The organism is Marisediminicola senii, from assembly GCF_011057645.1.
Classification (GTDB): domain Bacteria; phylum Actinomycetota; class Actinomycetes; order Actinomycetales; family Microbacteriaceae; genus Marisediminicola; species Marisediminicola senii.
Genome location: NZ_JAALGE010000026.1, coordinates 1 through 11,794 on the forward strand (window position 1 = coordinate 1; position 11,794 = coordinate 11,794).

Annotated in this window: 9 protein-coding genes and 1 other RNA gene; 2 read left to right on the forward strand and 8 right to left on the reverse strand. The window is 69.0% G+C overall.

What is annotated here, in order from left to right; genetic code table 11:
• Positions 1 to 936, forward strand: a 936-nt coding sequence (locus tag G5S38_RS09405) for an ATP-binding cassette domain-containing protein (protein ID WP_165067742.1), incomplete at its 5' end; no start/stop codon positions are given.
• 254 nt (positions 937 to 1,190) lie between these two features.
• Here G5S38_RS09405 and G5S38_RS09410 read toward each other — a convergent pair.
• The 8 genes from G5S38_RS09410 to ffs form a co-directional block, all read right to left on the reverse strand.
• Positions 1,191 to 2,132: an ABC transporter permease gene (locus G5S38_RS09410; RefSeq protein ID WP_165067744.1), complete on the reverse strand. Its 942-nt coding sequence runs from the start codon at positions 2,130 to 2,132 to the stop codon at positions 1,191 to 1,193.
• The gene (locus G5S38_RS09415) at positions 2,129 to 3,133 is read right to left on the reverse strand and encodes an ABC transporter permease (RefSeq protein ID WP_165067746.1); all 1,005 of its coding nucleotides are present in this window, start codon (positions 3,131 to 3,133) and stop codon (positions 2,129 to 2,131) included. Before G5S38_RS09415 ends, G5S38_RS09410 begins: the two co-directional genes overlap by 4 nt.
• 101 nt (positions 3,134 to 3,234) lie before the next feature.
• Positions 3,235 to 4,869 carry an ABC transporter substrate-binding protein gene (locus G5S38_RS09420; protein ID WP_165067819.1) on the reverse strand — a complete coding sequence of 545 codons (1,635 nt, stop codon included), beginning with the start codon at positions 4,867 to 4,869 and terminating at the stop codon, positions 3,235 to 3,237.
• A 361-nt stretch (positions 4,870 to 5,230) separates the two neighbouring features.
• Positions 5,231 to 6,325 (reverse strand): aspartate-semialdehyde dehydrogenase, encoded by a 1,095-nt coding sequence (locus G5S38_RS09425; protein WP_165067748.1) that lies wholly within the window; start codon positions 6,323 to 6,325, stop codon positions 5,231 to 5,233.
• Positions 6,322 to 7,587: an aspartate kinase gene (locus G5S38_RS09430; RefSeq protein WP_165067750.1), complete on the reverse strand. Its 1,266-nt coding sequence runs from the start codon at positions 7,585 to 7,587 to the stop codon at positions 6,322 to 6,324. The genes G5S38_RS09425 and G5S38_RS09430 overlap by 4 nt, the downstream gene beginning before the upstream one ends.
• A gap of 119 nt (positions 7,588 to 7,706) precedes the next feature.
• Entirely contained in the window at positions 7,707 to 8,306 is a 600-nt protein-coding gene (gene recR, locus G5S38_RS09435) for a recombination mediator RecR (protein WP_165067752.1), read from the reverse strand.
• Between the two features lie 2 nt (positions 8,307 to 8,308).
• On the reverse strand, positions 8,309 to 10,924 hold the full coding sequence (locus G5S38_RS09440) for a DNA polymerase III subunit gamma and tau (RefSeq protein WP_165067754.1): 2,616 nt from the start codon (positions 10,922 to 10,924) through the stop codon (positions 8,309 to 8,311).
• Positions 10,925 to 11,017: 93 nt separating this feature from the next.
• An RNA gene (gene ffs, locus G5S38_RS09445) (signal recognition particle sRNA small type) lies at positions 11,018 to 11,114 on the reverse strand.
• A gap of 28 nt (positions 11,115 to 11,142) precedes the next feature.
• Between ffs and G5S38_RS09450 the strand changes: the two genes are divergently transcribed.
• Positions 11,143 to 11,790 (forward strand): SDR family oxidoreductase, encoded by a 648-nt coding sequence (locus tag G5S38_RS09450; RefSeq protein ID WP_165067756.1) that lies wholly within the window; start codon positions 11,143 to 11,145, stop codon positions 11,788 to 11,790.
• The last annotated feature ends 4 nt before the right edge of the window (positions 11,791 to 11,794 follow it).

The following is an 11,794-nucleotide window of genomic DNA, read 5'->3' on the forward strand; positions in this document are numbered from 1 at the left end:
TTCCGCGGTGCCGGCGGCGGGGACGTCGTCGGTGGCGGTGCGGGCGGCGACGGCGTGGCTGCGGCCGCGGCATCCACCCCGGCGCCTGCCAGCGCGTCCGCAGCACGCGTCGCCGGCACGACCGGTGGCACCGTGACGACAGCGGACCGCACGGCGAACATCGTCGAGGTGCGGGACCTGACGAAGGTGTACCCGGTGCGCGGGCGCCGCGAGGACTTCGTGGCCGTCGACTCGGTGTCGTTCGACATCCCGCGTGGGCAGACCGTCGCGATCGTCGGCGAGTCCGGCTCGGGCAAGACCACCACCGCCCGCATGCTGCTGCGCGTGGTCGACCCGACGTCGGGGTCGATCGACTTCGACGGCAAGGACGTCGCGAAGCTCGACAAGAAGGAACTGCGCGACTTTCGGCAGCGCGTGCAGCCCATCTTTCAGGACCCGTACTCGTCGTTGAACCCGTCGTTCACCGTCGGCCGGATCGTCGAGGAACCGCTCGTCGCGTACAAGCGCGGCAGCCAGACCGAGCGGCGCGCCAGGGTGCGCGAGCTGTTCGACCAGGTCGCCCTTCCGACCTCTATGCTGCGCAGGTACCCGAGCGAACTGTCGGGCGGGCAGCGGCAGCGCATCGCGATCGCGCGTGCCCTCGCGCTGAAGCCCGACCTGATCGTGTGCGACGAGCCGGTGTCGGCACTGGACGTTCTGGTGCAGGCGCAGATCCTGCGGCTGCTCGGCGACCTGCAGCAGGAGCTCGGGCTGAGCTACCTGTTCATCTCGCACGATCTCGCGGTGGTGCGGCTCATCAGCGACCAGGTGTGCGTAATGAAGGACGGCGCGATCGTCGAGGCGGCACCGTCGGAGGAGCTGTTCAGCAACCCGCGTCACCCCTACACGCAGCAGCTGCTGGCGTCGATTCCGGGTAACGAGCTCGAGATCGCCTGACGCCGCCGCGGTGCGCGAGCGGCCGCATCCACCCCCGGCCTGTCATCATTCAGGAACCGGCTGGCTGGTTGCTTTCATCATTCAGGAACCGGCCGGCTAGTTTCTTTCATCATTCAGGAGTTCAGGCCTAGATCAGGGGCGGATGCGTCCTTCCGGGCGTGATTGCGGCCGAAACGCGCAGCCCAGCCACCCGAGCTCCTGAATAGTGAAAGCCACCTGAGCCGCGCGGGCCACCCGCAGCCGCAGATACTCCCCTAGCGACGGCCGCGCGGGTCGAGCGACTCGCGCAGCGCCTCGCCGAAGAGCGTGAAGCCCAGCGCGGTGATGGCGATGCAGATGCCGGGCAGGAATGCGAGCTGCGGCGCGATGGCGAGCTCGTTCTGCGCGTAGGTGAGCATGCGGCCCCATTCGGCGGTCTCGGGGCGTCCGCCGCCGAGTCCGAGGAACGAGAGGGCCGCGGCGTCGACGACGGCGGTGGCGAGGCTCAGGGTGCCCTGCACGATCACGGGGCCGACGCTGTTGGGCAGCACGTGGCTCATGGTGATGGTGCGGCGGCTGAGGCCCAGGGTCTGCGCGGCGAGCACGTAGTCGGCGCTGCGCTGCTGCAGCATCGACGAGCGCAGCAGTCGGGCGAAGATCGGCACCTGGCTTGCGCCGATGGCGATCATGATCGCGAGCGGGCCCTGGCCGAGGATGGCGGCGATGCTCACCGCGAGAAGCAGGTTCGGCACCGAGAGCAGGATGTCGACGAAACGCATGATGACGTTGTCGACCCAGCCGCCGAAGGTGCCGGCGATGAGGCCGAGGAGCATTCCGCCGATGAGGCCGAGCGCGGTGGAGACGAGCCCGATGATGAGGGATGCCCGCGCTCCCCAGATGAGCTTGGAGAGCACATCGCCGCCGAAGCGGTCGAGGCCGAGCGGGTACGCCGCGAGTTCGCCGATGCCGGGAATGAACGTCGGGCGGATCTCGCTACGACCGGGCAGCGACTCGCCGTCGAACGGCGCGAGCCACGGGGCGAGGAGCGCGACGAGCACAAACAGCAGCACGATGACCGCACCGACGATGGCCTGCGGGTTGCGGCGCAGTCGCTGGAACGCCTCGTTCCATAGGCTCGTTCCGTGGTCGGAGTCGGAACCGGACGGCGGCTGCGGAACGACGTCGGCGCCGGCGGCGGGAGGAAGGGTTGTACTCACTGGACACGCACCCGGGGGTCGATGAGGCTGTAACTGAGGTCGACGATGAGGTTGATCAGGGCGTAGATGATCGCGATGAAGAGGATGAAGCCCTGGAGCACCGGAAAGTCGCGGGAGAAGATCGCCTGGCTGAGGAAGCGGCCGATGCCGCTGAACGCGAAGACGGTCTCGGTGAGCACGGCACCGGAGATGAGCAGGCCGACCTGCAGGCCAATCGTGGTGACGACGGGCAGCAGCGCGTTGCGGAGCACGAACCGGTCGCGGATGGTGCGCTCCATCACGCCCTTGGCACGGGCGGTGCGCACGTAGTCGGCTCCGCTGACCTCGAGCACCGAGGCCCTCGTGATGCGCACGATGATGGCGAGCGGGATGGTGCCGAGGGCGAGGCCGGGGAGGATGAGGTGCATGAAGGCGTCCCACGCGGCGTCGAACTCGCCGGTGAGGATGCCGTCGAGCACCCAGAAGCCGGTGACGTGCGTCGCGTCGATGCGCGAATCCTGGCGGCCGTCTGGCGGGAACCAGCCCAGCTGGACGGCGAACACCCACTTGAGGATGAAGGCAAGGAAGAACACCGGGATGGTGATGCCGATGAGACTGACGACCACGGAGACGTGGTCGGCGGCCTTGCCGTAGTACTTAGCGGCGATGTAGCCGAGCGGGATGCCGACGCCGATGGCGAAGATGAGGGCGACGATCGCGAGTTCGATGGTCGCGGGAAAGCGGAGGGCGAACTCCTCGAGCACTGGCCGGCCGGTCTCGATCGAGACGCCGAAGTCGCCGCTGAGCAGTCGCCCCATGTAGGTGACGTACTGCTCGACGATGGGCCGGTCGAAACCGTATGCCGCGTTGACCTCCGCGATGCGCTCCGGGGTGGCCCGCTCCCCCAGCAGGGCAGTGGCAGGGCCCCCGGGGAGGCTGCGCACCCAGAAGAACAGGAGCAGGGAGAGCCCGAAGAGCGTCGGCACGAGGAGTGCGAGGCGTTTACCGATGACGCGGAGCACGGCTACCTTTCATGCGTTCGCGGGAGGGGCGTCGAGCGCCCCTCCCGCGAACGGTCGGATGAAACGAACTGCTGTGGTGCTGGTGGTACGTACCTGCGGTGTTACTCGGCGAGCTCGATGAGGTTGTAGACCTCGTCGTTGACCGGGCTCACCGGGTAGCTCTCCACGCGCTCGGCGAATGCGAGCGAGGGAGCCGGGTGGGCCAGCGGGACCGCCGGGATGAACTCCGCGATGGTCTCGTTGATGTCTTCGTACAGCGGCAGCTGCTCGTCGAGGTCGCTGACTGCGCGTGCCTCGTCGAGCGCGGCGAACAGCTCCGGGTTGTCGAAGCCGAACTCCGGCTTCTCCGCCCCGAAGAACACGCCGACGAAGTTGTCGGTGTCGTTGTAGTCACCGGTCCAGCCGAGGAGGTGGATGCCGTGGTTCTCTCCACCCTGGATGCGGTCGAGGTAATCCGGCGACCAGGCGTTCGGCTGCGGGTCGATCGTGATGCCGATCTCGGTCAGCTGCGCACTGATGTTGGTGAACACCTCTTCCGGAGTCGGCATGTACGGACGCGAGACTCCGGTCGGGTAGTTGAACTGGAGCGTGAATCCGTCGGGGTACCCGGCGTCCGCGAGGAGCGCGCGTGCGGCCTCGGGGTCGTAGTCGTACGTGGTGACGTCTTCGTTGTATCCCGCGACGACCGGCGGGATGAACTGGGTGGCCAGTTCCGTTCCCTCGGGTAGCGTCTGGTCGATGAGCTGCTGCTTGTCGATGGCCATCGTGATGGCCTGGCGAACGCGAACGTCCTGCAGCTCCGGCACGGCCTGGTTCATGCCCAGGTAGAGGATGGTGAACGGGTCGCGGGCGACGATCTGGTAGCCGTCTTCTTCGAGCGCGACGGTGTCGGCGGGACCGACGAGGTCGTATCCGTCGATGCTGCCGGCCTCGAGGGACTGGCGGCGGGCCTGCGGGTCGTCGATCACGCGGAAGACGATCTGCTGCACGTCGCCCTGGTCGCCCCAGTACTCGTCGTATGCGCTGAGTTCGAGCTGCGAGCCGACCTCCCACGAGTCGAAGACGAACGGGCCGGTGCCGACCGGGTGCGACTGGCCGTACTCCGTGATGGAGACCGCCTCGTCGCTTCCGGTGAGGTCGTCGGCGCCGAACTCCTCGAGCGCCTCGGGGCTCTGCATGGCGAACGCCGGGAGCGAGAGTGCCGCGATGAACCCGGCGAACGGCTTGGCCAGGGTCACGGTGACCTCGGTCTCGCTGTCGCCGGGGGTGCAGCTCTCGTAGACGGCGTCCTCGGGGCTGTCGGCGTACCCGCGGAACAGGCTGTTGTAGTAGTAGCCGGCGCTCGGGCTCTGCGCGACACCGGTGAAGTTGTACCAGCGGTCGAAGTTGTAGCAGACAGCCTCGGCGTTGAAGTCGGTGCCGTCGTGGAAGGTCACGCCTTCCTTGAGGGCGAACGTGTAGGAGAGGCCGTCGGCGGACTGCTCCCACGACTCGGCGAGCAGCGGCGCGGGGTCGGCCGTGCCCGGCTCGACACCGACCAGGCCCTCGAAGATCTGGCGAGCTACCCGAAAGGACTCCCCGTCGCTGGCGAATGCGGGGTCGAGGGTTGCGGGGTCGCTCGATGCCGCGAAGACGAACGTGCTGTCGACGTCGTCGCTGGATGCATCGTCCCGGTCGCTCTGCACGCACCCGGTGAGCAGTGCGGCGATGGCGACACCGGATGCCGCGGCGAACATGCCACGGCGTCGGTGATTACTGGTGAACACGGAGGTCTCCTGACTTCGACTGTGAAACGGAATGTGATGACTGCCGTTGGTGCGTGGCGCAGCCGTGTGGATGACACGACCACTGGTGAGGCTAAGCGGCTGGTGTTTCCGCTGCATTACGGCCCTCGAATGAGGGTATGCCAAGGCCTACCCGGGGATCCGCCGTGAATCGCCGCGTGAGCGGATCGTGACCTGACGGAGCCTCACGGTGATCGAAGCTGCCGCGGGCACGGCGAAACGGCACGGCGAATCAGCGCCACGGGCCGTCCGCCGCGAAACGGCGCCGCAAGCAGTATCCTTCGGCTGCGAGGCGAGGTGGAGCCGGGTCCGCCTAGGCGGTGACGAGCCCCGCGGCCACGATCTCGGCGATCTGCACCGCGTTCAGCGCGGCACCCTTTCGGAGGTTGTCGTTGCTGATGAACAGCGCGAGGCCGCGGCCGTCCGGCACGCCGGGATCCTGGCGGAGGCGTCCGACATAGCTGGGGTCGTTGCCGGCGGCGAGGAGTGGCGTCGGCACGTCGGTGAGCACCACCCCAGCGGCATCCGACAGCAATTCGGTCGCGCGGGCGACGGAGAGCGGCGACGCGAACTCGGCGTTGATCGAGAGCGAGTGCCCGGTGAAGACCGGAACGCGCACGCACGTACCGCTGACCAGCAGGTCGGGCAGTTCGAGGATCTTGCGCGACTCGTTGCGCAACTTCTTCTCCTCGTCGGTCTCGTACGAACCGTCGTCGACGATCGATCCGGCGAGCGGCACGACGTCGAACGCGATGGTGCGGGGGAAGACGGTGGCGTCGGGGAAGTCGATGGATGCGCCGTCGTGCACGAGCTCGATAGTGTCCTGTTCGAGCGCCGCTGCGGTCTGCTTCAGCAGTTCCGCGCCGCCCGAACGTCCCGCTCCGGATACCGCCTGGTACGTACTGACGATGAGTCGCTGGAGTCCGGCCTCGGCGTGCAGCACCTTGAGTACGGGCATGGCCGCCATGGTGGTGCAGTTGGGGTTCGCGATGATGCCCTTGGTGGCCTGGGCGATGGCGTGCGGGTTGACCTCGCTGACGACGAGGGGAACATCGGGGTCCATGCGAAAGCCCGACGAGTTGTCGATGACGAGCGCGCCGGCGGCGGCGAAACGCGGCGCCTGCTCCTTGGCGGTGCCGGCTCCCGCGGAGAAGATCGCGACGTCGAGCCCTGAGACGTCGGCGGTCGCGGTGTCTTCGACGGTGACCTGCTCGCCGCGGAACGGCAGCGTGGTTCCGGCGGAGCGCGCGGAGGCGAAGTAGCGGATCTCGGCGACGGGAAAGTCGCGCTCCTCGAGCAGCTGGCGAACGACGGCGCCGACCTGCCCGGTTGCGCCGACGACGCCGAGGCGGATGCCTGTCCCGGTGGTCGTCGTGCTGGTGGTCGTGGTGCTGGTGGTGTCGGTCATCGTCCGGTTCCTCCGTGTACCTGTGCGGTCTCGTCGCCGTCGAGCCCGAAGGCGGAGTGCACGACGCGCACTGCTTCGTTGATGGTGTCTGCCCTGGTGACGACGGAGATGCGGATCTCGCTGGTGGAGATCATCTCGATGTTGATGCCGGCGTCGAACAGTGCCGTGAACAGCTTGGCCGAGACGCCGGCGTTGGTGCGCATGCCGGCGCCGACGAGCGCGAGCTTGCCGATCTGGTCGTCGTACTGCAGTGCCCTGAAGCCAACGTCCACCTGCGCGGCCTCGAGGGCGCGCAGCACGAGGGCCCCTTCGAGCTTGGGCAGGGTGAACGAGATGTCGGTGAGTCCGGTCGACGCGGCAGACACGTTCTGCACGATCATGTCGATGTTCGCGTCGGTCGAGGCGACGATGGTGAAGATCTGGGCGGCCTTGCCCGGAATGTCCGGCACCCCGACCACGGTGATCTTGGCCTCGCCGAGGTCTGCGGCGATGCCCGAGATGATCGGCTCTTCCATCGTGTCTCCATCCTGGGGGTTCACGACGAGCGTGCCCTCGTTGTTATTGAACGACGACCGCACGTGCAGCGTCACGCCGTGGCGCCGGGCGTATTCCACGGCGCGAATGTAGAGGACCTTCGCTCCGGATGCCGCGAGCTCGAGCATCTCTTCGCTGGTGATCCGGTCGATCTTGCGGGCACTGGGGACCACGCGGGGGTCGGCCGTGAAGATGCCGTCGACGTCGGTGTAGATCTCGCATACGTCGGCCCCCAGCGCAGCCGCGAGCGCGACGGCGGTGGTGTCGGAGCCCCCGCGGCCGAGGGTGGTGATGTCGCCGGTGCCGCGATTGACGCCCTGGAACCCGGCGACGATGGCGATCGCCCCGACGTCGAGGGCTTCGCGCACCCGGCCGGGGGTGACGTCGACGATGCGGGCCTTGCCGTGGCGGGCGTCGGTGATCATGCCGGCCTGGCTGCCGGTGTAGCTGCGCGCCTCTACGCCGAGGCTGCGGATGGCCATGGCGAGCAGTGCCATCGAGATGCGCTCGCCCGCGGTGAGCAGCATGTCGAGTTCGCGGCCGGCGGGTAGCGGCGAGACGCTCTCGGCGAGGTCGAGCAGTTCGTCGGTGGTGTCGCCCATGGCAGAGACCACGACGACGACTTCGTTGCCGGCCTTGCGGGTCTCGACGATGCGCTTGGCGACACGCTTGATGCCATCGGCGTCCGCGACGGACGAGCCGCCGTACTTCTGCACGATCAAGCTCACGGCACACTCCTGTAGATCGTCGGATCGTTCTCCGGGCAACCCCACGATTCTATTGGCCTGACGCGCCATGGACCTGACGCCCGGCGACCCGGCGGCCGGTCGTGCGGTGGACGACGCTGCTAGTGCTCGACGACCCTGCGGCCCTCGAAGGCGCGCCCGAGGGTGACCTCGTCGGCGTATTCGAGGTCGCCGCCGACGGGGAGGCCGGAGGCGAGGCGGGTGACCCGCAGTTCCATGTGCATGAGCAGCCGGGAGAGGTAGGTGGCGGTGGCCTCGCCCTCGAGGTTGGGGTCGGTGGCGATGATGATCTCGGTGACGGTGCCGTCGGCCAGGCGCGTCATGAGCTGGCGGATGCGCAGGTCGTCCGGCCCGATGCCGTCGATGGGCGAGATCGCGCCGCCGAGCACGTGGTAGAGGCCGCGGAACTCGCGCGTCCGCTCGATCGCCACGACATCCTTCGCCTCCTCGACGACGCAGATGCTGGCGAGGGAGCGACGGGGATCGCGGCAGATGCCGCAGGTTTCCTGTTCGGAGACGTTGCCGCAGATGGCGCAGAAGCGCACCTTCTCCTTGATCTCGGTGAGCACCTCGGCCAGGCGGGAGACGTCGAACGTCTCGGTCTGCAGGATGTGGAACGCGATGCGCTGCGCGGATTTCGGCCCGATGCCGGGAAGGCGCCCCAGCTCGTCGATCAGTTCTTGGATGATGCCTTCGTACATGACTACTCGATCCTGCGGGTGACGCGTGGCTCGACGGCGAGCTCCTCGATGAAGCTCGCGCCGAGAATCTCACGCACGACCGACTCGCCGTAGCGGCGGTGGTCGATCGCACCGCCCGTGGGGCGCGCGGGCGGCGCCGGGGTGGTCTGCGACGGAGGCTGTGGCGCGGTGGGCTGCGAAGGCGCGGGCTGCTGCGGCGGCGACTGCGGGGTGGATGATTGTGCGGTCGACGGCTGGGGGCTCGGCGATCGCTGGCCATGCGACGCGGCGGTCCGTGCCGGTGACGACGCGGGTGGCGTGGAGCCGACGATCGGCGAATCGTCGGGTTCGTACTCCGGCTCGGGTTCGCGGTCTGCCTCGGGAATGGGCTCGAACTCGGGGACGGCCACGGTGGCCCACGTCATCGTGCTCGCCGGCGGGGTGGCCGAGCTGCTCGACAACGGTGACGTCTGTGGCGCGCGCGCCGGGGTCGTGCGGGAAGCGGCCTGGGGTGGGGTGGCCTGACGCGCGGCGGGCGCCGACGCGGCGGGTGCGGGCGAGGCGGCCCGGTGCGCCGGCCCGGTCGTGGACTGTGCTGTCGTGGGCTGTGCTGCTGTGGGCTGCGCTGTCGCTGGCTGTGCAGCAGGCGCGGGCTGGGCCGCGGGCGTGGGCTGCGCTGTCGCTGGCTGTGCAGCAGGCGCGGGCTGGGCAGCGGGCGCGGGCTGGGCCGCGGGCGCCGGCGTGGAGATCGGCGGCGTGGATGCGGCGGCATCTGCCCTGGGGTGAGCCGAGGCATCCACCCTGGCGATGAACTTGACCCGCAGGCCGAGCACCTCGAGGATCGCGGCCCGCAGGTGGTCGCTGACGCCGTCGGGGGCGCCGCGCTGCTTGAAGTTGGCCACGTCGTTTTCACTGACGAACGACAGCACGAGGATGTCGTCGGTGAGGTCGACGACGTGGGCTGTGTAGACGACCATCCACGCGGATCGCTTCGACCTCTCGACGGCCTCGAGGATCTCTGGCCAGGCGTCGCGGATGTGGCGGAGGGTTACCGGTGCGTCGGCGGCGCCGGCGCCACGGGTGTCTGGCGTCGCGGGGGCCGCAGGGGTCGCAGCGGTTGCGGGGGTCGCAGCGGATGCGGCTGCCGGGGCCGGGGCCGGGGCGTGCGGTTCGCGCGCCTCGCTGCCGGAGTCAGCGGCTTCAGCGGCGTCACCGGTAGGCAGCGCGGCCGCCTTCCACGATGCCTGTGCCGCAGGTGCAGCCGCGGCGGGCGCGGCAGGCGGGGTGGGGCTGGCAGCTGGCGCCGCCGCGTGCGCCGGGGTACCGGACGTGCTGCCGCCGCCGAGGGGAACCTGCGACGGCACCGACGGCGCGGCTTGCGGGGCCGCGGCTGCGACACCGGTTGCCGGCCCCGCGACTGCACTCCCGTCGGGGGCGTCGACGCCGATGCGGCGTTCGAGGCGCTCGATGCGGGCGAGGGCGCCGCGTTCGGTCTCGTCGCTCGCGGGCAGCAGCACGCGGGCGATCATCAGTTCGAGGTGTAGGCGGGGCGAGGTGGCGCCGGTCATCTCGGTGAGCGCTGCGTTTGCGACGTCTGCCGCGCGGCTCAGTTCGGCCGACCCGTAGGCGGCCGCCTGGGTGACCATCCGGTCGAGTTCTTCTTGTTGAACGCCGCGCAGCACGGCCGCGACGGCATCGGTCGCACCGCCGACCGCGACCGCGCTGACAATGATCAGGTCGCGCAGGCGCTCGAGCAGGTCTTCGACGAAGCGGCGCGGGTCTTGCCCGGTCTGGATGACGCGGTCTACCGCCGCGAAGGCCGAGGCGGCGTCGCGGGCCCCGAGGGCCTCGACGACCTCGCTGAGCAGCGCTCCGTGCGTGTAGCCGAGCAGCGCGACCGCGCGTTCGTACAGGACGGTGACCCGGGCGGAGTCGCCAGTTCCCACGCTCTCCGACCCGGCGATCAGCTGGTCGAGCAGGGACAGGGTGTCGCGCACGCTGCCGCCGCCGGCGCGCACCACCAGGGAGAGCACCCCGGCCTCGGTGTGCACGTTCTCGCTCTCGCACAGCTCGTGCACGTAGTCGAGCATCTGCGCGGGCGGAACGAGGCGGAAGGGGTAGTGGTGGGTGCGCGACCGGATGGTGCTGATCACCTTGTCTGGTTCGGTCGTGGCGAAGATGAATTTGACGTGCTCTGGCGGCTCTTCGACGATCTTGAGCAGCGCGTTGAAGCCCTGGGCGCTCACCATGTGCGCCTCGTCGAGGATGAAGATCTTGTAGCGGTCGCGGGCGGGTGCGAAGATCGCGCGCTCGCGCAGGTCGCGGGAGTCGTCGACGCCACCGTGGCTCGCGGCGTCGATCTCGACGACGTCGAGTGAGCCGGAACCGTCGCGGCTCAGTTCGACGCAGCTGGGGCAGACTCCGCATGGAGTATCGGTTGGCCCCTCGGCACAGTTGAGGCAGCGCGCGAGGATGCGTGCCGACGTGGTCTTGCCGCACCCGCGGGGGCCGCTGAACAGGTAGGCGTGGTTGACCCGGTCGTTGCGCAACGCGGTGCGCAGCGGATCGGTCACCTGCGCCTGGCCGATCAACTCGGCGAATGTCTCTGGCCGATACCGGCGATACAGGGCTGTAACCACTCGACAAGGATAGCCGCCGCCTCCGACGCTCGGCCTCGCGGCCGGGGTGCTGTGAGCAGGGTGCCGTGGGCGGTGTGGGCTGGGCGGTTAAACGTAAAAGACCCCTCGCGCACCCGCCAGAGCCCGGTTACCCTTGCTACGTTTCCGTCCTGGGGGAGTTGGCCTGGATGGCGCCACGCGAGGAGCCGTCATCCATAGTAGTGGCCTACCGTGGGTTCATGCGCATTGTCATAGCCGGTGGCCACGGAAAAATCGCCATGATCCTCTCCAGTCAGCTCTCCGTCGCGGGCCATCACCCCGTCGGGATCATCCGCAACGCGGCCCACGCCGCCGAGCTCAAGGCGACGGGCGCAGAGCCCCTCGTGCTCGACCTGGAGCAGAGTGACGTCGAGCACCTCTCCACCGCCCTCGCGGGTGCCGATGCCGTGGTCTTCGCCGCGGGCGCCGGCCCGAACAGCGGAGCCGAACGCAAGCTCACCGTCGACCGCGACGGAGCGATCCTGCTCGCGAACGCCGCCGTCGCCGCGGGAGTGCGCCGCATGATCGTGGTCTCCGCGATCGGCACCGATGACTTCGACGCCGATTCCGACGACCAGATGCAGGTCTACCTGCGTGCGAAGAGCGAAGCCGATGCCGCCGTTCGCGCCACCGACCTCGACTACACGATCGTGCGTCCAGGCGGACTCACCGACGACGAGCCGACCGGGCTCGTCACCGTCGGAGAGACCGTCGAGCGGGGCAACATCCCGCGTGCTGACGTCGCAGCGGTCATCGCCCAGCTGATCGAAGACGGTTCAGCGCCGCGCACCCAGTTCGAACTGGTCAGCGGCTCGACCCCGATCGCCAGCGCCCTGCACGAGCTGTAGGCGG

Excerpts from the sequence above, each read along its gene's own strand:
- G5S38_RS09420 (WP_165067819.1), bottom strand. The coding sequence starts at position 4,869 with ATGTTCGCCGCGGCATCCGGTGTCGCCATCGCCGCACTGCTCACCGGG.
- G5S38_RS09425 (WP_165067748.1), bottom strand. The coding sequence starts at position 6,325 with ATGACCGACACCACCAGCACCACGACCACCAGCACGACGACCACCGGG.
- recR (WP_165067752.1), bottom strand. The coding sequence starts at position 8,306 with ATGTACGAAGGCATCATCCAAGAACTGATCGACGAGCTGGGGCGCCTT.
- G5S38_RS09450 (WP_165067756.1), top strand. The coding sequence starts at position 11,143 with ATGCGCATTGTCATAGCCGGTGGCCACGGAAAAATCGCCATGATCCTC.